The sequence below is a fragment of the Bradyrhizobium sp. LMTR 3 genome (genome assembly GCF_001693485.1).
Lineage (GTDB): Bacteria > Pseudomonadota > Alphaproteobacteria > Rhizobiales > Xanthobacteraceae > Bradyrhizobium.
In genome coordinates, this window is sequence record NZ_MAXC01000049.1 from 258,503 (window position 1) to 283,850 (window position 25,348).

Consider the following 25,348-nt stretch of genomic DNA (forward strand, 5'->3'; position numbering starts at 1 on the left):
GTCACTTCAGGATTTTGCGCACGACGGCGACGACCCGATCGACCTCGGCATCCGTCATACCGGCAAATAGGGGTAGTGTGACCGCACCTGCGAAATAGCGGCTGGCTACCGGAAACTCACGCGGCTCGTAGTGATAGCGCTCCTTCCAGTAGGTCATCTCGTGCAATGGGCGATAATGGACCGACGTGCCGATCCCTTCGGCAGCCAGACCCATGATAAGATCATCACGGTTGGCCCGCGCATTCTGGTGGAGCCGTATTGGAAACATGTGCCAAGCATGAAGGCCGCCCGGAGGCGCGGGGGCCGGGCAATCGAGCGGCAAGCCCACCAGTGTCGTGAGGTAGCGTTCGACAGCCCTTTGTCGTAGCGCCTGCAACGTCTCCGCCCGCGAGAGCTGGACTACCCCGATAGCGGCGGCGACGTCGGTGAGGTTGTACTTGAAGCCCGGCGCCACAACGTCGTAGGCCCACGAGGCGCCGACCTTGCGGAACCGATCGAAAGCATCTCGATCGAGCCCGTGCGTGCGCATCATGCGCGCACGGGCAGCAATCTCCGAGTTGCGGGTCACGATCATGCCACCTTCGCCGGTGGTGATCGGCTTGCAGGCGTAGAAGCTGAACACACAGGCATCTGATTCCCAAGAGCCGATCAAGCGACCGTCGCGCCGCGCCGGCATGGCGTGTGCGGCATCCTCGATGACCTTGAGGCCATGGTGGCGCGCGAACGCAATGACCTTCGTCATGTCACAGGGGAAGCCGGCAAAGTGAACTGGCATGATCGCCTTGCAGCGCGGGGTCAGACAGCGTTTCGCGTGATCGAGGTCAATGCAGCGCGTGCTCTCCTCTATGTCGACCAGTACGACTTCCGCACCCAAATAGCGGATAACGGATGCGGAGGCGGTGAACGTGAGTGTTGGCACGATCACTTCATCACCTGGCTCGATGCCGCAAGCCTCCGCGGCGAGGTGTAGTCCCGCGGTCGCCGAATTCACCGCGACAGTTTCGACGTCTCCACCCATAAAGTCAGCAAATTTCTGTTCGAACTCGCGGGCCTTCGGGCCCGTGGTGAGCCATCCGGAGCGCAGCACGGCGGTTGCCGCCGCTATCTCTTCCTCGCCGATAACTGGCCGGAAACAGGGTATTCCGGCTGGGGCAACGTGACTAGCCGGCGCTAGCGCTCTTGATGCCCGGCGTCCCCGCACCCTTGCCGAGGTTAGTGAGCGATGTGGACGAAGGTACTGCATGACTCCGCTCCGTGCGCGGCGGGTTGGTCGACGCTGGGGGCCGGTGCAACGTGATCAATATTCATAAGCTCCTGCTCCCATCCGGTGATCTTGAAGATGCCAAAGCTCTTGATGCCCCGCGCCTTCAAGTAGAGAACGTTGCTGTATGTCGGTAACGCATAGTCGCCGACTTGATTGGAGCGGACGATTGCCAAAACCTGCGCAATGCCACGCTCGATTGTCCAAGCAGGCGCAAATCCGAGCCGTGACCGAACCTTTGTGAAAGAGACCCGGTAGTTGCGTTTGTCGACGAAGTTATCGTCGGATGTGATCTCGGCGTCGGGAACCTGCCTTTGGATGAGCTCTGCAATCTGTCCCAACGTGTAGTTTTGGGCGTCGCTCCCGATGTTAAAGGCTTCGCCGGCGACGAGGTCTACCGGCGCTCGCAGCGTCATCGTGATAGCTCGTGCAACGTCGTCGACATGCACGAAGGGACGCCATTGATCTGCGCCGTAGACTGTGATCTTTCTGTCGCGAACCGCCTTGGCGCAAAGCAGGTTGACAACGAGATCGAACCGCGTTCGCCCAGAAATGCCGTAAATCGTAGCAAAGCGAAGGCAGGTCACCGCGAAGTCTCGACTGTTGAGGGCGCCCAGCACCGCTTCAGAGGCGACCTTGCTGCGCGCATAGAGCGACTGCGGATTGAAATGAGATTGCTCGTCCACGATTTCGTCGCAGGAGCCGTAGACCGAGCAGGAGCTTGCGAAGATGAACCGCCTCACTTCCTGTGCCTTGGCGATTTCGCCGATGACCTTGGTCGCCGTCACATTTACGTCTACCGTGAGGTCGGAGTCGACGGCGCAGGCCGGATCGCCAACAAGCCCGCCAAGATGAATCACCGAGCCAACGCCACTCATCGCGCGGGTGAGGACTTCGATGTGACGGAAGTCCTCCTGGATGAGGGTGAGTTTCGGATGGCCGGCTACACGGGAGAGCGTTTCCTTCCCGAAGTGCATCGCATCGAGGACCGAGACTTCCAGACCGAGATCGAGCAACTGTTCGACAAGCGCCGAACCGATGTAGCCGGCGCCGCCGATGACGAGGACCTTGCTATCGTCGGCGGGATCCGATCGTCGATTCTTGCCGGCATACCTATCGTCCGAACGCAGAACGAGCGAGGCGCAGCGTGCGAGCAAGAGCAGCACGGTCGACCCACCCGCCATCGTGAATAGCTGATCAAAAGTGAGGACCGCCGACTGATCTGCATGCCAGAGGATCGTCCCGGCGATGGTGAAGAGGAGAAGATTGACCAGGGAGATCAGGCGGATCTTTGTCGACAGGTCATATCTGTGGTTGAGGCTGTACAGGCCAGCTCCGGCGTAGGCGATGCAGGCCAAGCCTGACAACAATCCGATTAGCGGGAGGACTCTCGTTGCTTCCGTCGTGACCAGCGCGGCAAGGTCATTGTCTTCTACGACGAGCCAGGCAAACAAGAACGCGAGCCAGATGGAACTCATATCCGCCAAAATGCGCAGGGCGGTACCCGGTGTCGGTCGCAGCTCTGAGAGGTTTCGAAACAAGGCGAAGTGCGCAAGTGAAGGCCGCCTCATCGTGAAGGAAGTCGGCGTTAACATCGTCATCGTGTTTCTCCGCAAGAGGCGGACCATCGTCGTCGCTTGGGCAAGAGTCGCAGACGCGCTCGTGCCCAGTGGTAATCAGAGATGCAAACCGTGTTGACCGGCCAAGGATCGAGCATACCGTTGTTGAGCTTTCGCTCGCGCAACTAGAAGGGGTTATGACCAGCAATTGTCACGGGGCAGATGCGGAGTGCCGGGGATGCCAAGAATGGGTAGATATCCATTGGAGGGGGTGCCCAAGAGGAGGTAAGCACCTCCCGGCTATACCCCCTTATGCAAGCACATTCGCTGTCGTGCTGTGGTAGTGATGCGAGGTGAGCTGGCGAATTTTTCCGGCTCGGTAACGAGGAGGATGGATATTGCTTTTGAGTCCAGCCCCTGCTCGGCCTGGGAGGCGAGGCCCACGATCCTCGCCACACGTTCTGTCCGCCGCCCTGCAGTCAGCGTGCGCGCGGCTCGGTCCGGCGCTTGCGTTCAAGGGCAGGAGAGTGTTTGGCGCGACATTGCTGTTGACGGCATCCGGGCTGTTGATGGCATCCGGCTCCGGCGCGCTGGCATTCGATGGAATTGCGACGACATCAACCGTCGCCGAGCGGGCGATGCCGCGGCCAGACTATCGTCAGACGGTGACTGACCCGGTACTCGGAATTCGCTTCGTCCGCGTTACGGAGCCCGAGCGGCTGCTTGCTCCGGGTGTTTCCTGCAAACGAGAGTATTGTCGGCACCGATATTCAAGCACGCAAGCATGGAATGCGGATCAGAGCCTATTGGCGATCAACAACGGCTGTGATGGCATCTGCTTTCTGGATGGCAGGAGATATGAGCCAGCCTTCCATCGCCCCATGCACGATGATTGTAAGTGGCACCCGACGGATCCTGCGCTCATGATTTGTTTATCACGTCATGCGGTCTTCACCTGGGCGCCGCGGAGTAACGCCAAAACGATCGTCTACGCTCCAACAGACTACACGAACCTGCAATTCGGACCCTACAAGGGAAATCCATCCCGTGACGGCAGCCATCTCGTCGTAGTTGCAACGAACACCGCCGGTGCGCTCGTTGCCTTCGCCTATGATTTGTCAGCGAGGAAGAAGTATCCGGACGTCGATATTGGCGATCTGCCGGGGACCAACGCATATTGCGGCATCTCGCCTTCGGCGCGGTACATATACTGCTTCCGCAGGCTGGGTGATGGAACTGAGGTCACGCACATCTTCACCCTAAATGGCGTTCAGATCCAATACTGGACTGAACATCACAGACCCGGCCATGGCGACATGACGATCGATGAGGACGGCAGCGACGTCTATGTCGGAATTAGCAAGGCCGATCCGGACAAGTGGCACGTCATCAAGCGCAGGCTTGAGGATGGCAGGGTGACTGATCTGCTTCCTGCCGGGTACGGCACTCACGTCTCAACACGCAATATCGACCGGCCTGGCTGGGCGGTCGTGAGCTACGAAGGGAGTTACTCCAAGGTCGCCGGGAGTCCCGGTTATGCGCCATTCTACCGGGAGGTTGTTGCGGTCCGTATCGATGGGAGTGGCGAAATTCGGCGCGTCGCCCAGACCCGCAATGCCAAGAGCGACTACTACAGCGAGACCCACGCCTCGCCATCACCCGATGCTTCGCAAGTGATCTGGTCCAGCAATTGGGGCGATTCCGGTGAACCGGTCTCGGATTATGTTTCGCAATTGTCGTGGCCTCAACCATCGTCGAGAGAATGAAATCCACGAAGCTGCGATAGCTGCACGCGATGCCCTCCCTATGGAACACTCCGGACAATCCATGGCCCCAGCAGGTTTGCGAGGGCCAAGGGCATTTTCTTCCAACATTCGACAGCGAATGCATATCGCGGATTGTCGGGGCTAAGTTCTGGCAGCTCTACACCAGGCGCCAACCAGTAATACCAGAATAGCGGGCGTATCTTCGGATTCCACTGCATCTTGAACCGAAATACGCCTCCACCGATTGAACAGCGGCCCAAGTCGAGTTCACGTGCGCCCGACCTGCATGCCCATTGAATGGCGTTCCAGTACAGGTATTCGTTCAAACTAGAGGATGACTGTGTGTAATCCGAACAGATCCAAGGCATTTCCACTCGTTGGCCGCGGCGCAGCGCGATTGCGGCGGCTGCGGGTCGCCCTTCGTGGCGCACGACCATTACGACGGCATCCCTCGCGCGCCGAAGGACATGCTGAAAGAAGCTGGAGCTATATACGGGTGTACCCAGATTTCGCATGTTCAGGCTGAACACGCGATAGAAGTCGTCAAGTCCATCGAGCGTTTCTACCGAAAATGTGGCGCCGGATTTCTCGGCTCTTCTTACCTTGCCGCGCAAGCGGGAATTCAAGCCGGACCAATGCACTTCAGGATCGCTGCTGAGCGGGATGACGAGGGCGGCTTTGTGCTGCCGCAACTTCCATCCTGCCGCCACCGATCCTGTCGCCGCGAACGATTGCCGAAGCTCGATGTGACGCGCTCCTCTCTTCGCGGCCAGGTCTGCGGCGGCGGTTGCGAGCGCGACTTCGTACTCCGGTGCGTCGGCCAGGATACCGCCGTAATCAAGAAACGGCAGCGAGACGAAAAAGTGGCCGAACAACGAGCTCTTCATCTCGACGAGCGGCAGAACCCCTCGCGTCTTGCCGCGGTCCAGTGCCATCAAATACCAGCTTCGATGGCCGAAAGCGCGTAGCAAGATCTCCCGCCATTCAAGCGCGTGATAGAGGGAAGCATGTGGCGTGCTGTCTACGTAGCTCTCCCATTTCGCATCGAGGCCCGTATCCGCCAATCTGACGATCTCGAAATGCCTCATGGGATATTGTCGCCCGAGTGGTTTGGACCTTGCGGCACGGGTAGTTTCCTCGCGGATGCGTCGCGGTATTCCCCAGGCATTCTGGGTCGGTTCAGATCGAATTTACTCTCACTTGGGTTGGTGCAGGATGACCAAGCCGGGGTACCTCGAAAGTCGGTAGAAGGCGTCTCGCGCGCGTCTTGAGATACATCTAAGCGGGCCGGTGCGCTCACCCCGCTGATTGTCCGGCCAAATCGGATGATTCGTGCGAAGCCCGTGGCGGTGCAAGTTGACGGAACCGGCATCCGGACACCAAGAAGCTCGGTAAACGCCGGTCGTATACCCCAACCGGACTATACTCCGTCATACACGCACGTTTCCTTGGGTGTCGTGCTAGTAGTTATCGCTGCCCACGAGGCATCGCTCATTTCGCCGACTCCTGTAGCGATCCGAGGATTATCTCAAGGTCCGAGCAAGGTGCCGTAGCCCACCGGCCGTGGCAACGGAGGAGCAAGTATGATCACCGGCGGGCCAGGCTTCGGCAAAGCTGCACTCTCCATCGACGTCGAGGACTGGTTTCATGCCGCAAACCTGAATGTCGCCCGCGAGGCATGGGGACGGTGCGAACTGCGCGTTGAGCGCAACACGATGCGCATGATGGAGATTCTCGATGCCCGCAACGCCCGGGCCACGTTCTTCGTCCTTGGCTGGGTGGCCGAGCAGTGCCCGCGGCTTGTGCGCGCGATTGCGGCTGCTGGGCATGAGGTTGCCTCTCACGGGCACGATCACGAGCTGCTCTACTCGCTGCGGCCGAGTGAATTCCGCTCGGACGTGCTGCGCTCAAAGCAGTGTCTCGAAGATCTGACCGGAAAGCCCGTTCGCGGCTACCGCGCGCCGAGCTTCTCTATCACCGAATGGGCAATTCCGATTTTGCAGGATGTTGGCTTTGAGTACGATTCCTCCGTCATGCCGACTATCGCGCACCATCGCTACGGCAGGTTGAACGGGATGGATGCTGGCAGACCGGTTACTCTGCTTCGCGATGGCTTCTACGAGATCTGTGTCTCGTGCATCCAGCTTGGCAAGCGCGGCATCCCTTGGGGCGGAGGCGGCTACTTCCGGCTGGTTCCCTATCTGCTGTGGCTCTGGGGCGTGCGCAAGATTCTGCGGTCGGGCTTGCCCTACGTCTTCTACATCCACCCGTGGGAGATCGATGCGGGCCAGCCTCGCGTGGCCGGGATCAAGGCCACCCATGCGTTTCGCCATCGCGTCAACCTTGAACGCTGTGAAGGGCGCTTCGCCGCACTTGTTGGCGCGTTCGAATGGATTCCGCTTTGCGATCTGATTGACGGATGGAAGGTCAGGGGTGCTTCGTCGGAGTTGCAGTGATGAGCAAGGTGGCGACCGTGCGAAGTACGCTTCCGATGTCGGCCTGTCTAGACGGTCAGCACATGAAAGCACCCCACCTGCTTTGCATTGGAGGAGTAGACCATTCCTTTCGCATCCCATTCCTGCTCGCGCTGCGTGATGGGGGATTTCGGATAAGTGCTGCGGGGGCCGGCGATCCTAGTCCGTTCCAGCAGGCTGGCATCCACTATCATCCCATTCATTTCGCCCGCTTCGTCGATCCGTTGTCCGATTGGGCAGCCTTAAAAGCGATCTCGAACCTGATCGCCGATCTGCGACCGAATCTGGTCCAGTGCTTCGACACGAAGCTGAATGTGCTGGTTCCTTTCGCAGCAAGAGGCCACGCCGATGTGAAAGTCGTCAGTACAATAAACGGACTGGGCTGGCTCTATTCATGCAGTTCGCCGATGGCTCTCGCGCTGCGTCCGGTCTATCGCACGCTTCAGCGGCTGGCGGACCGCTGGACGGCAGTAACAGTATTCCAGAACCGCGACGATCAGGCCTTCTTCGTGCGCCATCGGATGGTCGGCAGAGGAGGCAACGTGTTGATACCCGGTTCCGGCATAGACATCGAGAGGTTCGAGCGGGCTGCGGCGACGGGACCGTCACCGGCCGAGCTTCGACGGACGCTCGGTCTCGGCACATCCGAGGTCGTCATGACTGTGACGCGCATGACGAGACAGAAGGGAATTCCGGCGCTGCTCGAAGCCGCAGCATTGGTCCACCAGCGTCGACCCGGTGTGCGCTTTGTGCTGGTGGGTCCGCGGGAGAGCGAGGGGCCTTTCGCCGTGACACAAGCCGAGATCGACAGGCATGCCCCCTATGTGCTGGCCATCGGTCCGCGGTCCGATGTGCCCGCGTTGCTTCGCGTTGCAGATGTATTCGCGTTTCCGACTGAATATTTTGAAGGGGTACCTCGTGCGCTGCTCGAGGCTGCCTTGGCGGCCTGCCCGATCGTTGCAACAAGGATGCCGGGCTGCACCGATGTAGTTCAGGATGACTGGAGCGGCTTTCTCGTCCCGCCGCGCAATCCTCGACTCATGGCTGAGCGAATTATCGATCTGCTTCGCGATCGGATCGCCGCCGCGGCATTGGGACGGCGCGCAGCGCAGCTCGTTAGAACGGACTTCAACCTGGAGGTCACGGTGGCGCGCTACGCCGCGGTCTATGACAATCTGGTGAGGTGCTCCACTCGGAACGGCTCGTCAGCGCCCGAGAGCACGCTGGAGCATGAATCTTGTGCCCCTAATGTCACGCAGCTCGGCGACTAGGAGGGAGAGAAGTTCATGATGCGTCGGTACGTAGTGGCGCCGCAGTGGAGCTGGTATTCGTCCGCATATGACGTTGCGCTCGATGTGCTGCTGACTGTCGCACTGCTGCTGTCCACGGCATCCCAGCTGAGGTTCGATGGCGCCCCCGTGGGGCCAGGCGAAATTTGCCTGGCCCTCTGGGGCTTGCTGATGCTCTCCCGCGAGGCGGCTCGACTAGGTCCCGTGCTGAGCCGGCCGTTGTCAACGCTGCTGGTCTTTTGGCTCTCGTTTGCGATCGCTCAATGCGTCGGCACGATGGCGGGATTTGTCACCGGGGACCGTCACGACTCGGGCTTATTCATGCATGATATCGCGGCCTACGCCGTAGCAGCCGCTGTCAGCTGTCTCAGTGTCGTCGAACCCGGTGCCAGCTCTCGCCTGCATCGCGTCGCTTGGTTGTTGGTGACCTGCGGCGCAGCATGGCTGTTACTTCAGGTCGCGTTCGGTTGGGGACTGGTTAGCCTGGGCGATTTCGACGCCTGGGAATGGGACCGATTTCGCGGGTTGAGCGACAACGCGAACCAGCTCGCGCTCCTTTGCACGGTGCTTGTCCTTCTCTCGCTGCACCTTGCCGAGGTGGTCAGGCGGTTCGATCGAATGATCGTCGCTGTGATCTGCATGGTCGTCGCGATCGTAGTGGGGCGGCTCACGATGAGTGATTCATTCCTCCTTGTCCTTGTTCTCGCCGGCCCGATCTTTGTCACTCTCAAGCTCTGGAAATGGCTGATGTCGGTGGAAAGACGGATGCTCTTGCGTTCCGCGTCCGCCTGGATCCTTGTTCTCGCTCTGCCGCTGGTCGTGTCCTACGTCACGCCGCTTGGAGCTTCTGTCGCCGCCGAGGTCGAGGAATCCATCAAGGGCATGACAAAGGGCGGCGGCGGCCGCGATACCGAAGAGACCACTCGTCTGCGCATTGAGCTCTGGGATGGAGCAATACGCCGGGGTGTCGAGGCCGGCATGCTGGGCCTGGGACCTGGCCCGCATCTCGAAATCCCGCCGACAATCGTAGCCGGCAGGCTGGACCCGACGAATGAGCCAAAACATGTCGAACATCCGGAGTTCGGGGACATTCCGAATTTCGAAGCGCACAACACATTCCTGGATCTCTTTGTGCAGGGTGGGCTGATCGCGGTCTTGAGCATCGTATGGCTGGGAGCCGCAGCTCTGTCCGTGACCCGCAGGGCAGGGTTGGATGCCCTGACGACATCGATCTTCGGACTCGCCGTCTTCGGCATCTTTCACCTGATCGTACGACATCCGATCGTCTGGTTTGCAATCTCGCTCTCGTTGGTGGCGGCTGCCAATTCCCGCCGAGCGTCGAAGCGCAGAGTTGAGAGTTGAAGTCATGTGCGGCGCGCTCAGCATCCTCGATCCTGGTCCGCTGGTGGTTGCCAAGGCCGTGACTATGGACGTGAGTCAATGCGGGCCGCGCAGCAAAGGCCTCCCAGGCGTTCGCCGTCAACTACTTCTAACCAGGTGAGCTTGAGCGATGTTGCAAGTGCGATTGGATGAGCACGCGGGTGACGAGACGGCCCGCCTGGATCGAGTTTCGACGACGGAGCACAAGGCGATCGGCTCTGAGCTCTCCAGCACGTCGCCATCAGGCGAACTCCACTTTCGCCAAATAGTCGGCATCCTGCGTCGTCGCAGCGCACTGATCCTCACGATCGCCGGGACTGGTACGCTGCTCGCCATAGTCGTCGGGCTCATGATTCCGCCCAAGTATACTGCAGCCGCCCAGCTCGTGATCGAGGCTCCAGTCGTTAGAGCCGAGCGCGCTCAAGCGGCCCTGGATGAGGCCGTTGAGACCCACGTGACGCTACTCAGCTCCCGCGATCATTTGCAGCGTGTCATTGAGAGTCTCTTGCAGGAGTCGGACTTTAGACCGCTAGCGAGCGACCAAGCCGCTCCCGAACCGACCTCCGGAGATAATCGTGGAGCGTCCGGATCGCCCGTCTTGGATCAGCCAGCGAATGCGACAGCGAAGGAAACAGCAGGCCTGAACGAGCTCAGGCGGCGCCTGAATCTCTGGCTTGGAGAACTTCGTCGGACTGCAGACACGGCGGTGCCGCGTCTTGAGGAGTTCGAACGCAATACCAAAGCAATCCGGGAGCGTCGCTCCCGTGTTATTTCCATCGCCTTTACGTCCACCAGCGCTGAGAAGGCCGCGACGTTCGCCAATCGCATCGTCCAGCTCTATATCGACGGCCTGGTTCAACAGAAGCAGGCAAGTATGACGGGTGAAATGGCGCAGCTGGATGAACGAATTGCTGAGGCCAAGTCCGAAATGGAAGCGGCTGGCAGTGCGGTGCAGAAGGCGCTCCAGCAGAACGCCCGTAGCACCGAACGAACGGCCGACGGTCATTTACGTGAGCTCCTGCGTCAGGCGGGGAACAGCGCGCAGCACTATGATAGCCTTCTGCGGCGTCAAAAAGAGATACGCGACCAGCAGGAAAATGTCTCATCAAGTGTCGGAATCCAATTGTTCGCGGGGGTACCGAACCGGCCAAGTTCGCATAACCCAATCCTCTTCATCTTTCCTGCGTTCGTTCTTTTTGCAATCAGCGGAGGGTGGCTTGCCGTTCTTCTTGAGCAGCTGGATCGAGGGTTGCGCAGCCAGCAAGAAACCGCCGATGCGCTGGGGATTCCATGCATCGGGCTGGTTCCACGGCTTGCGCGAAGGCAGGTAGTTCTCCCCGGTCAACATCTTCTGACCGGCCGATCTTCCGCATACGCAGAGGCGATCCGATCGACGGTCGCAGCATTAGGACTGGCGGCGCCCACCCGTTCTTCCAAGGTAGTCGTGGTGAGCTCCAGCATTCACGGGGAAGGAAAAACGACGCTGGCCTTAAGCCTCGCGTCTTACATCGGGATCCTCGGACGACGCGTGCTCCTGGTCGATTTCGATCTCCGGCAGGGTACGGCGCGCCACGGGTCGAACGACCCAGGCTCTGGGCTAGTCGAGGAGTTGCTCCTGAAAAATCGACCGCTCACAGAGCTGATACGGCGCGGCGGGGAAGCGCGGCAGGACTATCTTCCAATAGCCGCTTACCGGGGTGACCCGTTGGCGCTCTTTGCCTCCGAACAGATGCCGAACCTCATTCGTCAGCTGCGCGAGTGTTACGACTGTGTGATCATTGATGCCCCGCCCGTGCTCGGGGCGATCGAGGCGCGGTTGCTTGCTTCCATGGCCGACAAGCTGCTGTTGGTCGTGAAATGGGGAAGCACGAGGCGCGAGCTTGCTCAAAATGCGCTGAGTCAGCTTCGAGGTTCAGGCCGTTTCAGCCGTGATCGCGGCGACGTTGCGATGGCCATACTGACCCAGGTTGCTCCCAACAAGCACGCTCGATATCGCTACGGTGATGTAGTGAACCACAAGCGATATTCTTCCCGCTCCATTGAATCGCGACTGGGCCCGGACGGGCCGAGAAAGCGAGTAACGAAACATGCGTCGCAACTTGATCCACCACCAACGAGATCGTCCCAATGCGCAAAGGTCAAGAACTCGAAGTCGGGCAAGCCTGCAGGCCGATGATGTCTGAATTAACTCAGATGAACGCGGCGCACGACATCGGCTTGATCCGTCAATCCTGTGTCGAAGCGATGCCACCTGAGTTGGCTGGGGTCTTCAACGAATTTCATCGGCAGCAGATCTCTTACTGTTACTGGAAGAGCAGCAGGCGGCTCCTTTCGATTCTCGGTGGGGAAGGGGATATCGATCTTCTCGTGGCAAGAAGTGACCAGCATCGTGCACAACGAATACTGATCGAACGCGATTTTAAGCTCTTTCCATCTGTGGGCGACCGTGATCATCCGGCACTGAGTTTTCTTGGCTACGACGAACGTGGCGGCCGGCTAATCCACATTCATTTCCATTCCGTGCTGATCGTCGGCGAACGACTTCTCAAGAACTACCGAATTCCGTGGGAAGAGGCGCTTCTGACCCGGGCCATGCACCATCCCACGCTGCCAATTCGCATACTTGAACCGACGGCGGAGGCACTGCTGTTGATCCTACGCGCCTGCCTTGAGCTGCGGCGACTCGATCCCATGACGCTTGGAGAATGGCAGGCAGCAAAGCGCAAGTTTGCGCTTGACCGCGCCGAGTTGGCCGCGCAGGTCGATCATGGTGCTCTTCGCTTGCTTGCTTCTGAACTACTGAACGAGGAGTTGGCGGACCTCGTTGCCGACGCCCTTTACGACAAGGAAGAGCTGGATAGCCAGGCGCGGCTTTGCCGATACGTACGAAGACATTGTGCGGCCTACCGCAGCTATAACGCTCTCGAGGCGCGGGTACGGAGTGGCGCGCGAGCCGTGCTCTGGATTGCCGGCGGCTTGAACAAACATGTTCTCCACGTGCCGCGCCCCTGGAACCGGCGCGCGCCCGGCGGCGGACGAATGGTGGCAATCGTCGGTGTCGATGGCAGCGGCAAAAGCACGTCAGTGGCAGCCCTGCGGGCTTGGCTTAATTCAAAGATTGACGTCGTACCGATCTATTTCGGTACGGGGGATGGCAGGCCATCGCTGTTTCTTCGGCCGTTCAAGTTGATCATGCCGTTGATCATGCGTGTCCTCAAGAGCAAACCGAGTTGTGCGTCGCACGGGAAAAAATCGGGCCAGGCTCCGGGAAGTCTCTACAGCCTGCTGCTGATGATCTGGGCCGTAGCAGTGGCCGCGGACAAACGAAAAAAGCTCACAGCGGCGCGACGCGCAACCAACCGGGGCCTCTTCGTGCTCGCCGACCGCTATCCGCAGGATCAAATTCGTGGATTCAACGATGGTCCCTTATTGACACGTCTAACCGTCGCGCCGGGTTGGCTTCGTCGACTGGAGGCCGCTGCCTATGCGCTCGCGGACCGCGTTCCGCCGGATCTCGTCATCAAATTGGTGGTGACACCCGAGACGGCTGCGAGGCGCGAGCCGGAGATGGACCCGGCGATCATCCGAGAGCGCATCGCGGCTCTGCAGCGGCTCCAATTTCCCCGAGCCCGCGTCGTGTGTGTAGACGCCGAACAGCCGTTCGCGCAGGTGATCCGTGCGGTCAAGCGCGAAATCTGGCGCCTCCTCTAGAGCCGATGATAGGGAGCGACGCATGATAATCGAGCTGTTCGGTCCTCCCGGTGCTGGCAAGACTACACTCGCGCGGGCGCTTGCAGTCCGCTTGCGAGAACGCGGTCAACTCGCGCAGCTCAGTGGCAGCTACCGACCGAACGAGCGCCAGCAGTCTCTCGATCGTTGCGGTGCCGGGACACCGCGACATCAGAATGTGGTGATCAAGCGCTTGAGCCGGCCCCTGCTGGAGATGCTGACCATTGCGTGTCACCCGCTTGCCAATGCCCGCGACGTAAGGACAGCAGTTGATCTGATACGCCTGCTGCCGCCAACTAGCGTCTTTGCGTCGATGAAGAACAGTCAATACATAGTGCGGCTGTCGCACTCCTGGCATGAAGCGGCCGGTGCCACCCATATCGCATTATTTGATCAGGCGTTTGTTCAGGCGGTGTTCTCGTTGGCATCGCTGGCTAGATCGGTGAATGACGCTCGTATTGCCGACGCCCTCGATTCCGTGCCGAAGTCCGACTTGGTCATCCGCCTGGATGCTCCGGTGGAACTCCTGAAAGCCCGCCTCAAGAACCGGTTGCGGCTTCAAGGGAGTATTGAGCAACTGTTCGAGCCTGATCTGAAGACCAGCCTGGCATCGGTGCCAATGATTGATCGCTTGCATGATTTGTTATTGCAGCGAGGTCGACCCGTGCTGAGTGCATCGTCTCTCGATCAGCAGTCGCTCGATGAGAGCGTGACCATGATTGAGAAGGAGGTAGCCAGAAGGCGTCAAAACAACGCGCGGGCAAACGCCGTCATGAAGATCAGCAAGGCTGCTGCGTGGAGATATGGAGGAGACCGACGTGGCTGATGGATTGCCTGGAAGCGCGCCGGTAAGCAAGGTTGCCCGCGGCGGCGTTACCGCCTTTTTTGTCTATGGCTTGGGTATCGCGCTAACCTACCTCTCTCAGCTCGTCATCGCGCGCATTGTGGGCGTCGACACCTATGGCCTGTATGCCTATGCCTTCGCTTGGATGGTCGTGTTGGCGTATTTTTCGACACTCGGTTTCGATGTTGGAATATTGCGCTATGTGCCCGCCTACGAGGCGGAGCGGGCGTGGCCCTTGCTCAGGGGAGTGATCCAGTATGCGCAGCGACGGGTGGCGTTGGTCGGCCTGCTGGTGATCCTCATCGGCGTCTGCGTCGTGCGTTGGGCGTCCTCATCTGAACTCCAGACCACATATCTCGCCGGATTCGCGCTGGTGCCGATTTTGGCCCTTGTGCGGGTCCGATGCTCGGTGGTGCGCGCCTTTGGTGGTGTAACTTCCGCGCTGATACCAGACCGCGTCGTACGGGACGGGGTACTGGTCGTCCTCGTTGCTACCGCCAGTGTCGGTCTTGGGTGGACGCTCAATGCGCCATTCGTGATGATGGCTACGCTGACCGGCGCGGTGCTCGGGCTTATCTGTGCGGGCCATGCCATGCGGCGTCGCCGCCCTCGAGCCATTGATGACACCTTGCCAGCGTACGACGCCGCGGTCTGGCGCCGGACAGCGATACCGCTCGTCATTCTCGGCGCCACCGAGTGCCTGATGAACCGTACCGGAGTCCTATTGCTGGGATGGATCGGAGATACCAAGGACGCCGGAATCTACAGTCTCGCCTTCAACATCGCTCTTGTGGTCACGCTGCCGCGCATCGCGATGAACACCTTGTTCGCGCCCGTTATCTCTGATCTCCATGCGCGTAGCGATATGCGCACCATGCAAGTGCTGATTACCAAGACGTCCTCATGGACGTTCTGTGCAGGAATTTGCATTGCTGTAGCGCTTTTCTTGCTGGCTGGGCCTCTTCTTGATTGGTTCGGTGCCGGTTATGAGGCAGGCGTACCCGCGCTACGGGTTCTTCTCATCAGCCAGGTGATCGCCGCCAGTGCCGGTTCCCAACTGTACGTTATGACCATGACCGGTCATGAACGAAGTGCCGCTGTACTGCTCGTAACCTGTGCAGCCGTCAACTTGGCTACAAGTGCCATACTTGTTGCCGAGTTCGGATTGCTTGGTGCGGCCGCGGGTACCGCGGCGTCTCTGGTCATCTGGAACGTGGCAATGGCGCTCTTGCTATGGAGGCGTTTGGGTCTGTTGCCGGGTATACTCGCCAGCATGCGACTGCCCCTCGAGAAGAAGCCATGTGCCATCGCCGTAGGTGAGCGTTTAACGTAGGCTGCTCAGATCGGCGCCGGAATTATCTTCCCGCAAGGCGACCTCAACCACATCGCCGGGCTGAAGTTCGGACTCCTCGTTCGCGACCAGATGGTCGATACCGTTGCTGCCATTTCTGAGGATCGTGATCGAAGGTTCATTGCCCAATCCTCGTGCCAACTGCGACTTGGCAAGAGCAGCGTACTGAAGCTTTTCGCCCGTGCTCTGCAGCTTGAATCGGATTTTGCTCAGGGTCACGATAGCATCCTGCAGTTCGCGAAGCGTATCACTCTTGCGCTGTCCATCGAGCCGCTCGATCTGCCGCAAAAAATCATCTCGTTGCCGCTTGGTCTGCATCAATTGTGCCGTGGTCTGCAGCTTCCGCGTAGATGATAATAGCATGGCGCGACGTGCATCGCTGACGCGAAGATTTGTCAAGTTTCCTCTGTTGAAGAGCTCCTTGGCGCGTTCCAGCTCCTCGGTGTCGGCCTGGTTTGCCTGTTCTTCCGTTTTCTGCTGCTCCGAAAGGACGCGAATCTGATCGTCGGCCTGAACGATCGCACGCTGAAGGAATTTTTTTTCGGCCTGCTGGTCCGCCAAGCGGGCCTGTAGCTGCTCGGCCTCTCCGTTGACAATATCGAGCGCAGTTGATCGTGCAACCGGCACGTCAAGCAAGGACGCGCGATCGAGCCCAGACTCTTGTCCCAGTTCTTGCTTGAGGCGCCAGACATGCGCTTGTGCTCTGGCATACTCGGTCCAGAGCGCCTCGTACTCGCCCCGCAAATCTGCAGTTTCCAGGACGGGATTATTCATCCTCAGGCGCATAACGTCGTATCCGCCCGACAGGGCTATGACCTGCCGTACCGTCATGAGGGGACGGAAGACCTGCTGGCCCGGCCTGGCGACATCGCCGTTGACGTAGATTGGTCGGTATTCGACAATCGTCGCGGTAACCTCATCAGGATCGATCGTCACGGAGTTCTCGCGTCCGTCCGGGGTTCTTTGCCGAAAGACTTTCGCCGCGAGCGTGGCTTGCACCTTGGCCTGCAGGTCCGCTGTGGACATGCCCGCCACCGCCATGGTCCCGAGCAGCGGAAACGAGATGGTGCCATCCAGTTGAACGGGGACCCGGTGCTTGAGCTCGGGAAGTCGGGCGACGGAAATCTCGAGGATGTCTCCCGGATGCAGCAGGTAGTCGGCCTTTGCCGGCGCGATCGAACAGGTGAGAGCCACAGCAATCAGCAGCGCCGCAGCGTCGCGCCTTCTGCCGAGAAGCTGAGCACCACCGGCCGCTAAGCTCGCTTCAAAGGCCGATCGCATGGTAGCCCTCCCGCGGTCGTTTTCGATCTGTGATGGAGTGATGGTGGCGGTTTGCACAACGTGCCTCCGGCAACCCCCGCGTCATACCCAAGTGTCGCCGGACGTTGGAAACAACCGGCCAGAACACACCGCGATCTGGCGAGGCTCGATTCTTGCGATTTGCTCACTTTCAATCTCTTGCCCGGAGAAAATTCACTGGACGACCGATCCCTAGGCTCGGCGACCGTCGACTATTTGCCAAACCGTCCCGTGCCAAGAGCCGTTCCGTTGACGCGGTTGCGGATCAGGTGGTCGTCGATACGAGCTATCTCGACCCGATTTATATCGCGGGTGACCACACATAGTTGCGCCGGCGCCTCGGCGATCGCCTCGCCGGGACTTGGAGGTCGCTCGCCCACCTCGGGAACTGTGGGCGGGGAGCTCGTGTCCTTCGAATGTGTCAGGAGGCCGTTGTTCATCGCCCAAATCGCCGCTTGAGTCCGGTTTTGAACCCGGATCTTGCGAAGGATCGCCTTTACGTGGACTTTTACGGTCGCCTCGGCGATGTCGATCTTGCGCGCTATGCATTTATTGGTATCGCCCTCTATGAGGCATCGCAAAATTGTCTTTTCGCGAGGAGATAGCTGGGGCGCAGTCGCTTTCTCTGCAGTCGCCTCGTCTGCAGTTGCATCCTCTTTCTCTAAAAGGATCGCGCGGTCATTTTCGCGACGCTGCTCGGTCTCGCCGTGGGATGCGGATTCGGCGTCGCGAGCGAATGAAAGCAGAGCCGGCAGGAAGATTGTTTGGCCGATCATCACGAGCTCGATGGATTTGATAAATGCATCGCACGTCGTGACGTCGAGGAGATAACCGTTTGCGCCGGCTCGGAATGCTGAAACCAACTCGCTCAGCCGGTAGTGGTCAGCCACGATCGCGATGCGCCCGTTCGGATACCGCTCCCTGAGCAACTCGATCTGCTCGACGGTGGAATCAAAGTCATTTCCGGTATGGATAATGAGAAACAGCGGCTGATGTCGTTGAAGTGTGCTCGGGATCAGATCATCAGCGCATGATACTGAGCCCTGGATACGAAAACTTGCCGTGCGTAAGATTCTAGAAAGTCCTTCTCTGAGTAAGACGCTTTTGCCAATGAGCACAGTCGCAAAAGGTGGCCGCCTCCACATGAGACCCTCCCAGCCCTGCACGCAATAACATTCGTAAAGGGCAGCCGATCGGCGGCCCCACTATTGATGGCCTAATGCTTCTCTAGTGTAGTCTTGACGTTGAGATACTCAGGCTATGCGCCTTCGGTATTTCCCCACTGAAAATGTCACGGCTCCAACTTTCAAAACGTCGCCTCGTTTGCGAGGCTTTCTTTAATTTTAGATTCGAATTCTCGTTCTCCATATATATCTTAGGTTATATGTGCGGCCGCCCTGAGTGAGGCAGTTTGCCACTGCGGGCGCATGGAGCGGCGCAAAATGCGCAGGAAGGGCTTTACTTTGCAGGAAGGGCTTCACTTTATAGAAATAGTTGCATGCGTTGAGGTGCAAGGCGGGCCGCGACATCGCGCTCAATCAGCGATCGCGGCGCGCGGACCTTCCTGAACTCGGCAGTTCGGAACTGTCACCGTGCTCCACGTTTGGATTAGCTGCGAGAGTGGCAAACAAAGCTTCTATTTTTTGCGTTGCGGGACAATCGAGCCGCCTCGAAAATGGTTATTTCAGCGAGTCATAGGAAACGTGCGGGAACGCATGGGGTTTAAATCAGGCCGGCGCAGGTCGAGGACCGCCCATGCGTTGTGTCAGTGTGCTGATTGCAGACCGAACCACACGCCAGCTCGGAACACCCAAGTCGAAACAGGACGGAACCCGGACAGTCCGCGGTGTCACGCATCGCGGCGCGCTGACCATAGATCACACCATGGTGGCTTGTTATCCCGGTCGCGTTTCAGGCCATGCCGTTCGGCTCGCATCGATGGATGCTGCAGTGCTGCGGATTGGAATCGTCTCGGAACACCCACGGGCTCCTGCGGCCCGAGGCTGAGCAAGGGCTTGCCGGCGTGGCGCATATCATCCACGCTGGCGATATTGGTCGTGCGGATGTTCTTGTCAGACTCGGTCGGATTGCGCCTGTCACCGCGATTAGAGGGAACATCGATACCGGCGACTGGGCGAAACATTATCCTGACACTCACGCGGTACGGCTCGGGGAGCGATCGTTCTATGTCTTGCACGACCTTCAGGAACTGCAGATTGATCCAGCAGTTTGCGGAATTGACGTGGTCGTTTCCGGCCACTCGCATCGACCGCGGATCCAAACGATTGACGATGTGCTATACCTAAATCCTGGAAGTGCAGGGCCACGTCGTTTCAAGCTGCCCGTCACACTGGCTACTTTGGAGATAACCCCAAGCGGCCTTCGGCCGGTCATTCATGACCTTAGTCGCACCGCGTGAAGTGTCCGACGTAGTTTCGGCCCGGTATGCGTGGTATTTTCTGAATCCGCGCTCGACCGCTGCGTCATGCAACCGAACTGCTGCAGCCTTGCTCCGCCGGCGGTTCCTCGGCATTGGGGTCGCCCGGTGCCGTCGCCCAAGCCAGTTCGACGAGCGTCACGATCCGCCGACCGGCGCCGTCAAGCTGGCAAACGATGAGGCCCTGCTCCTCGATATAGGTCAACAGACGCCGTGCACGGCGCAACGAATGTGAGCCATACGCGCGGGCAATCGCTGCATCGCCCGGGCAGGGCCAACCTTCCTTTGCGGCGCGGGCGATCATCATGAAGACGCCTTGCATATCCTCCGGCAGAAGTGAAGCGCGGACCGATACATCCTGCCACCCGTCATCCTCAGCCATATCGGAGCCGAGCCCGGCGCGGGCGCGCGTCAGCATGCGACGGAAGCTACCCAAGTCCGGCACGGCCGAACCGAAGCCCTCTATTCGGCAGCGGACCGCGAACTCCTGATAGAGGACGCCAATGGAACGGAATCCCGCGTCGGGTTCCGCCATGACGGCGCGCAGAACACGGTCCATCCGCTCACGCCGCTCCGCCAGTTCCTCAGGGCTGAGTGGCTGCTCCACCGCTTCGGGACGGGTCTCCAGCGCCGCGGTTTTCGCCGCCGCGAGCTGGCCGAGGAGGTCTGGCGGCGACCGGCGCTGGGACCGATTATTCTCGGGCGGCGGTGCTGCCAGGATGATGGCGCGTGCGTCCAGTGTCGCTTCCGGCAGAGGCATCAGGCGCGGGGTCGCGTTGCGCGGCGTAGTATCCGTTGGACCAATGCGCAAGCCCAGCGGACGGCGGGAGAGGGCCGGTCCCAGCGCCATGAATTGCCCGCGCTCCAGATCCCGGAAGGCCTCTGCCTGTCGCCGCTCCATGCCCAGAAGGTCGGCGGCGCGTGCCATGTCGATGTCTAGAAAGGTTCGGCCCATGAGGAAATTGGACGCCTCGGCCGCGACGTTCTTGGCGAGCTTCGCCAGTCGCTGGGTGGCGATGACCCCGGCAAGCCCGCGTTTGCGGCCACGGCACATCAGGTTCGTCATGGCGCCGAGCGAGAGTTTGCGCGCCTCGTCCGAAACTTCGCCGGCGACTGCCGGCGCGAAGAGCTGCGCCTCATCCACCACCACCAGCATCGGATACCAGTGGTCGCGGGCGACGTCGAAAAGCCCGCCGAGAAAGGCAGCGGCGCGCCGCATCTGGTTCTCGGCGTCGAGGCCCTCGAGATTGAGCACCGTCGAGATGCGATGGATGCGCGCTCGCTCACCAGCGACTTGGAGACCCCGCTCGGTATGATCCTCGGCATCGATCAGAAGGTGGCCGAAACGATCGGCAAGCGTCACGAAATCGCCCTCGGGGTCAATGATGGTCTGCTGCACCCAGGGGGCACTCTGTTCCAGTAGCCGGCGCAGCAGATGGGATTTGCCGGAGCCAGAATTGCCCTGCACCAGTAGGCGGGTCGCAAGCAGTTCCTCAAGGTCCAGAGTCGCCGGGGCGCCTGCCCTGGTGTGTCCCATCTCGATCGCAACGGTCATGTCTCGACTCAAAAGGCTCCTGCGGAGGCGGGCTTAACAACCTGATCGCGGCCCGTCGAGCGCCCATGGCCGACTACCCCGTGTTCTCCACGGCTGGTCGAACGCCATTAGATGGATGCCCGCTTCACGGGATAAATTCACGGCTCCTTGCAGATCGGCGCCGGCCGCGGCGACGGCACCGGATGATCCTTCTTGTACTGAGCAAGGATTGGCTCGAGACCCTCTTTTGACCAAAATTTCGGAGAGCGAATCTCTTTCAAGCAGGATGCGTTCCAATACAATCCCCGGCTCGATGGCAACTGCCCAGTAGCAACGGCTTTGCCGATGGCGTCGATATCGTATGATTCAGGATAAATGTAGATCGTGCTCGGATTGTCTTTCAACATCGGGATGATTTGCCGGGCGTCCGACGGTGACCAACTGGTGCAACCATTGCTACGGCCTGCAGAGTAGTCCACCAGCGTTCCAAACGGAACGTAACCGTCGTGGTTTGCGTGTGGGCTGTGTGGATCCTTTCGACGACATACGCCCTTTAGCGATACGGCTGCATGTCCGCCGATCGCGCGCTGTCTGGCATTTGCGGTCTCGCCTTCGCCGTCAAACTGAACGAACGAGCGTACCAAAACGGCGTCTCGCCTGGTCGAAACCCGATAATATCCTTTGAAGGATGTTTTCGTCTCGGCCGTCACATACGCACCACCGGTTGTCAGATTGGAATCGATCGCATTGCCGAAGTTCTTCGCGCAGCGCCTCCCATTTGCAAAATCCACGAGGCCTTTCAAATCGTGACCGCTGCCGTGACCCGCCGAAATTGCACGGAACGACCGGTCGGCTTCGCAGATAATGTAAAACCGGCGCCCCAATGTGCGTTCACTTGCATAGTTGGGCCGCGTGGCATCCATGGCGAAGTAGCAGGGACTTCTGACCGCGCCATCACGGACTTTTTTCAGGTAAAGCGCGCGAGCTCTCTCCAAGACCACTCGTGCGATTTGACCCTCGCCGTCGCCGACGTGGGCCTGTAACCAAGCCGGCGGGGCTGACGATTGCCCCACCGCAAAAGCCGGGCCTGAACAGGACAAGATGGTTACGATACCGAGGCCGGCGATCTTCAGAAGGTGCAATCTCGACCGCAACGGATCATCTCTCTTGTCGGTTCATTTTGCACTTGACGCGGATGTCTCCAGGTCCCGCAAAGACTCCTCACTTCAGTAGAAGTCTCCCTGTCTTTCAATCGGAGCGGTGACCATGGCTGTAGGATACCGTAACTACTCATCGTCATGAGTCTGACCTGATCCGCCCACCGCAACTATATTGAAGGGTCTTCCGCCGAGCGCAATTTCGCCGGTTTTCGTGAGGCTCGTTGCATCGACGAGCGAAACGACGCCTCTTGACGGATCAGTGACTACGATCTTGTCGCCAGCGACTGCCAACCGCGGTCGCGGATCATTCCAATGACCGTCCATGGAATAGGGTTCGGTTACTCGGAGCGATCCGTCAATCTCTCCCGCGATAACGTCCAATCGATGCAATCGTCCATCCTCCGTGAAGACGTATGCGAATTTTGCACGGACTGGATCGACGGCAAAATCTACCCGCCGCATTGGTAATGTCACGAGGCGGAAAGACTCCGCTTCAGCCGGGTCTATCAGAACGACCTTGTCAGAACCGTAATTGCCAAGGAAGTATTGCAAGCCTCGTCCGCCGAGCATGGTGGTCGTCTTGCCGCTTGGCAGCGCCGCGGCGTAGGGAAGGTGCTTAATCTGCGGCGTGGACACGTCCATGCTGACAACGAGAAGTCCGCTAGCGCAACTGAAAGCAAGGATGTTTCCCGATGTTGCTTCGCCGTGCAGGTCCGGGCACGAATGAACGCCGCCGATTTGCGCGCCGGACTTGTCGACGATACTGATGCCGATGGGCAATTCGCCTGAGTTCTGGGCGTTAGGTTCGGAAATGAGCGTGTAGCGATCATTCGTAACCGCTACCCCATGGTGAGGCAGCCCCGGTGCGGTTTTGCGCAGAACAGGCTTCGATTCCTGGATCGTCCTTTCGGATGCGATTCGAGCGCGGCCCTCGCCGTCGAAGAAGATCGCGATCTCACCACCATGTTCGACCACGTGCGATGGCTGCTTGCCCGCGATCTCAACGCCTAGCAATCGCGGCGGCTTGACTTTGAGGTCACCGTGATCGCCATGATCTTCAAATGATATGCCACTATCAATCGCCGTGACCAAGTCCGCGCCTCTCTGCACGGCAAGTACCGTCCGTCCAGTCTTGCTGCGGTAGAGACGAGCTGGCGCTTTGGTCGCAAAGGCTTCGATCTTCTCGTGCTTGAGAAGATCGATGACATTCACAATTGACTCGGAATGATCGGAAACAAACAGGCGCCACGCCGTTTTCTCACCAGCCAAAGCAGCGCAGGTGAGGGCGAGCGTCGTCAGAAGGATAACGGTACCGCCGGTTTGAACTCGGGTCATCGCATCTTTCCTCTCAAGATAGCATTCGCACTCCGAACAGGACGCATTCGATCAGGGGACACCAGGCGCGATGGCTTTCCGGATTGTCGAGACGTTGTGCTTCATCATGTCGACGTAGGTGGCCGCCGGCCCGTCGGGTCGGGACAGAGCATCGGAGTAGAGTTCTCCGCCCACCTTCGACCCTGTTTCCGCGGCAATACGCTGTACGAGACGGGGATCGGTGATGTTCTCTACGAAGACTGCGGCGACGTTGTCCCGCTTGATTTGCCGGATGAGACTGGCGATGTCGGACGCTGACGCCTCGGTATCTGTTGAGACGCCTTCTGGCGCGAGGAATGTCAAACCGTATTCGTGAGCGAAGTAGCCGAATGCCTCATGCGCTGTGATGACAACGCGCTTGTGTGGCAGGATGGGTGCGATAGTCGCTCTGATCTCGTCATCGAGCACGCGGAGCGTCGCATCATAGGCTTTGGCATTTGTCTCATACGTCTTGCAGCCGGGCGGATCGATCGAGCAGAACGCGTCTGCGATATTCTTTACGTAGACCCGGGCATTCGGAACCGCTTGCCACGCATGGGGATCGTAGTCGCCGTGATGATGGTGATGGCCAGACTGCGCGTGGTTGTGCGCTTGCTCCGTGCTCCTGAGCGGCTGGATTCCTTTCGTAAGCTCGACAACAGGCGCCTTTGTTCGGCTCGCTTCGATAAGGCGTCTCAAGAAGCCTTCGAACTGAAGGCCGTTGACGAGGACGATATCGGCGGCGGCAATAGTTCGGACGTCTGCGGGCCTGGGTTCGTAAGTATGAGGATCGCCGTTTGCCCCGACGAGCGACCTGAGATCGATACGGTCTCCGCCGACATGGCGTGCAAAGTCACCGATAATCGAGAAGCTGGCGACCACATTGAGCTTCTTGGCCGATGCGGCGCCAGCAGCAAGCGGTGATAGCGAGACGAGTCCCGCAAGCACGACCGTTCTTAACTTGGTGAGCATGAGCTGGCGTATCTCGTTGTTCCAGGTGTTCGATGGAAGGGCGCTTGGCGGGGTCCGACTGCTGTGGCGCCATCATGTAATGTTATAACATAACACAAAAATTGCAAAAAAGGGAGGAAGATCAATTCCGCAGCGCAATCGCCCTAGATCTCTGTGTAATCCAGGATCGTATGTTCTCCGGACCAGACCTTGCCTGCGTCGTAAATTCGCTCGCGGCGCTTGGATCTGAAGTCAGTCCCAAAAATGATCTCGCCCATGGCCCTCTTTCCGCCACCGAGGAATCCGGACGGAACGGAGACGGGGAGGAGGGCGTCCTTTCCCATCTTGGCCTTGGTCATGAACGATCCTGAGTGTAATGTTGTAACAGTACAATGCTTGTTATACTGTTACATATGAGACCGTCAAGGTGAGATGGAATGCATCGCAATCCAGGCCCGCGCGGAACTTGCGCCCACGAAGAGACGCATGGTCACCGCCTCAATGGCGACGCAGTTGAGTCTCGCGCCCGCTCGTACGCGGTATCGAAAGGCGTGCCGTTCACGCCGATGCGCCAAAGCGTGCTTGCCTTGCTTGCGGCGTCCGGCAAACCGATGAGCGCCTACGAGATCGCAGAGAAAGTGAGCGATGCGCGAAAGCTCAAGGCCGTGCAGGTCTACCGTGCGCTGGAATTCCTGCAGGAGGCAGGGTGCGTCCATCGGCTGGCATCCCGCTCGGCCTATTTCGCCTGCGATCATCTGCACGGAGAAGGCGAAACGGTCGTCTTCATGGTCTGCGCGCAATGTGGCGCGGTTCAGGAGGCGGCCTCCGAACTGGTGGCGCGCGGCTTGCGGGGCGCAGCGAAAACAACCGGCTTCAGGCCCCGGCATCCGATGATCGAGGTGGAGGGCGAGTGCGCGGAATGCGCGGGTACGCCTGAACGCTAACTCCATCGCTCGCGCGA

The 25,348-nt window shown here is 59.4% G+C and carries 19 protein-coding genes and 1 pseudogene; 10 read left to right on the forward strand and 10 right to left on the reverse strand.

All coding sequences use genetic code 11. The annotated features are described in order from the left end of the window. Window position 1: 1 nt before the first annotated feature. Complete coding sequence (locus LMTR3_RS29540; protein WP_084029879.1) at window positions 2-1,243, reverse strand: DegT/DnrJ/EryC1/StrS family aminotransferase; 1,242 nt, start codon at window positions 1,241-1,243, stop codon at window positions 2-4. Next, window positions 1,213-2,862, reverse strand: a complete 1,650-nt coding sequence (locus LMTR3_RS29545) for an NAD-dependent epimerase/dehydratase family protein (RefSeq protein WP_245320036.1) — start codon at window positions 2,860-2,862, stop codon at window positions 1,213-1,215. The genes LMTR3_RS29540 and LMTR3_RS29545 overlap by 31 nt, the downstream gene beginning before the upstream one ends. A 485-nt stretch (window positions 2,863-3,347) precedes the next feature. Between LMTR3_RS29545 and LMTR3_RS29550 the strand changes: the two genes are divergently transcribed. Next, entirely contained in the window at window positions 3,348-4,586 is a 1,239-nt protein-coding gene (locus tag LMTR3_RS29550) for a hypothetical protein (protein ID WP_245320037.1), read from the forward strand. Between the two features lie 38 nt (window positions 4,587-4,624). Here the strand turns inward: LMTR3_RS29550 and LMTR3_RS29555 are convergent, their stop codons facing one another. Further along, window positions 4,625-5,674 (reverse strand): FemAB family XrtA/PEP-CTERM system-associated protein, encoded by a 1,050-nt coding sequence (locus LMTR3_RS29555; protein ID WP_065748469.1) that lies wholly within the window; start codon window positions 5,672-5,674, stop codon window positions 4,625-4,627. Window positions 5,675-6,169: 495 nt separating this feature from the next. Between LMTR3_RS29555 and LMTR3_RS29560 the strand changes: the two genes are divergently transcribed. From LMTR3_RS29560 to LMTR3_RS29595, 7 genes are all read left to right on the forward strand, one after another. Further along, window positions 6,170-7,042 carry an XrtA system polysaccharide deacetylase gene (locus LMTR3_RS29560; protein ID WP_065748470.1) on the forward strand — a complete coding sequence of 291 codons (873 nt, stop codon included), beginning with the start codon at window positions 6,170-6,172 and terminating at the stop codon, window positions 7,040-7,042. Further along, window positions 7,042-8,331: a glycosyltransferase gene (locus tag LMTR3_RS29565; RefSeq protein ID WP_245320038.1), complete on the forward strand. Its 1,290-nt coding sequence runs from the start codon at window positions 7,042-7,044 to the stop codon at window positions 8,329-8,331. Before LMTR3_RS29560 ends, LMTR3_RS29565 begins: the two co-directional genes overlap by 1 nt. Window positions 8,332-8,346: 15 nt before the next feature. Then, on the forward strand, window positions 8,347-9,711 hold the full coding sequence (locus LMTR3_RS29570; RefSeq protein ID WP_084029881.1) for an O-antigen ligase family protein: 1,365 nt from the start codon (window positions 8,347-8,349) through the stop codon (window positions 9,709-9,711). Window positions 9,712-9,859: 148 nt separating this feature from the next. Then, window positions 9,860-11,905, forward strand: a complete 2,046-nt coding sequence (locus tag LMTR3_RS29575) for an AAA family ATPase (RefSeq protein ID WP_065748472.1) — start codon at window positions 9,860-9,862, stop codon at window positions 11,903-11,905. Continuing rightward, window positions 11,857-13,440, forward strand: a complete 1,584-nt coding sequence (locus LMTR3_RS29585; RefSeq protein WP_141686867.1) for a hypothetical protein — start codon at window positions 11,857-11,859, stop codon at window positions 13,438-13,440. Before LMTR3_RS29575 ends, LMTR3_RS29585 begins: the two co-directional genes overlap by 49 nt. Window positions 13,441-13,462: 22 nt before the next feature. Continuing rightward, window positions 13,463-14,284: an ATP-binding protein gene (locus LMTR3_RS29590; protein WP_065748475.1), complete on the forward strand. Its 822-nt coding sequence runs from the start codon at window positions 13,463-13,465 to the stop codon at window positions 14,282-14,284. Continuing rightward, entirely contained in the window at window positions 14,277-15,635 is a 1,359-nt protein-coding gene (locus tag LMTR3_RS29595) for a lipopolysaccharide biosynthesis protein (protein ID WP_084029906.1), read from the forward strand. Before LMTR3_RS29590 ends, LMTR3_RS29595 begins: the two co-directional genes overlap by 8 nt. Here the strand turns inward: LMTR3_RS29595 and LMTR3_RS29600 are convergent. Both LMTR3_RS29600 and LMTR3_RS29605 read right to left on the reverse strand, forming a co-directional pair. Then, entirely contained in the window at window positions 15,627-16,934 is a 1,308-nt protein-coding gene (locus LMTR3_RS29600) for a polysaccharide biosynthesis/export family protein (RefSeq protein WP_065748477.1), read from the reverse strand. The two genes, LMTR3_RS29595 and LMTR3_RS29600, sit on opposite strands and share 9 nt — an antisense overlap. Window positions 16,935-17,164: 230 nt before the next feature. Beyond that, entirely contained in the window at window positions 17,165-18,097 is a 933-nt protein-coding gene (locus tag LMTR3_RS29605; protein ID WP_065748637.1) for a LuxR C-terminal-related transcriptional regulator, read from the reverse strand. Between the two features lie 793 nt (window positions 18,098-18,890). Between LMTR3_RS29605 and LMTR3_RS36895 the strand changes: the two are divergent. Next, window positions 18,891-19,371, forward strand: a pseudogene (locus tag LMTR3_RS36895) (metallophosphoesterase family protein). A 64-nt stretch (window positions 19,372-19,435) separates the two neighbouring features. On the opposite strand, the gene LMTR3_RS29615 reads toward LMTR3_RS36895, so the two are convergent. The 5 genes from LMTR3_RS29615 to LMTR3_RS29635 all read right to left on the reverse strand — a co-directional run bounded on the left by LMTR3_RS29615 (window position 19,436) and on the right by LMTR3_RS29635 (window position 24,746). Further along, entirely contained in the window at window positions 19,436-20,944 is a 1,509-nt protein-coding gene (locus LMTR3_RS29615) for a helicase HerA domain-containing protein (protein WP_065748479.1), read from the reverse strand. A gap of 137 nt (window positions 20,945-21,081) precedes the next feature. Then, window positions 21,082-22,077: a hypothetical protein gene (locus tag LMTR3_RS29620; protein WP_065748480.1), complete on the reverse strand. Its 996-nt coding sequence runs from the start codon at window positions 22,075-22,077 to the stop codon at window positions 21,082-21,084. A 132-nt stretch (window positions 22,078-22,209) separates the two neighbouring features. Continuing rightward, window positions 22,210-23,418, reverse strand: a complete 1,209-nt coding sequence (gene aztD, locus LMTR3_RS29625; RefSeq protein ID WP_065748481.1) for a zinc metallochaperone AztD — start codon at window positions 23,416-23,418, stop codon at window positions 22,210-22,212. A gap of 51 nt (window positions 23,419-23,469) precedes the next feature. Beyond that, window positions 23,470-24,408: a zinc ABC transporter substrate-binding protein AztC gene (gene aztC / locus LMTR3_RS29630; RefSeq protein ID WP_065748482.1), complete on the reverse strand. Its 939-nt coding sequence runs from the start codon at window positions 24,406-24,408 to the stop codon at window positions 23,470-23,472. Between the two features lie 143 nt (window positions 24,409-24,551). Then, window positions 24,552-24,746 (reverse strand): hypothetical protein, encoded by a 195-nt coding sequence (locus tag LMTR3_RS29635; RefSeq protein ID WP_065748483.1) that lies wholly within the window; start codon window positions 24,744-24,746, stop codon window positions 24,552-24,554. A 78-nt stretch (window positions 24,747-24,824) separates the two neighbouring features. Here LMTR3_RS29635 and LMTR3_RS29640 point away from each other — a divergent pair, with 78 nt between their 5' ends. Further along, window positions 24,825-25,331: a Fur family transcriptional regulator gene (locus LMTR3_RS29640; protein WP_065748484.1), complete on the forward strand. Its 507-nt coding sequence runs from the start codon at window positions 24,825-24,827 to the stop codon at window positions 25,329-25,331. The last annotated feature ends 17 nt before the right edge of the window (window positions 25,332-25,348 follow it).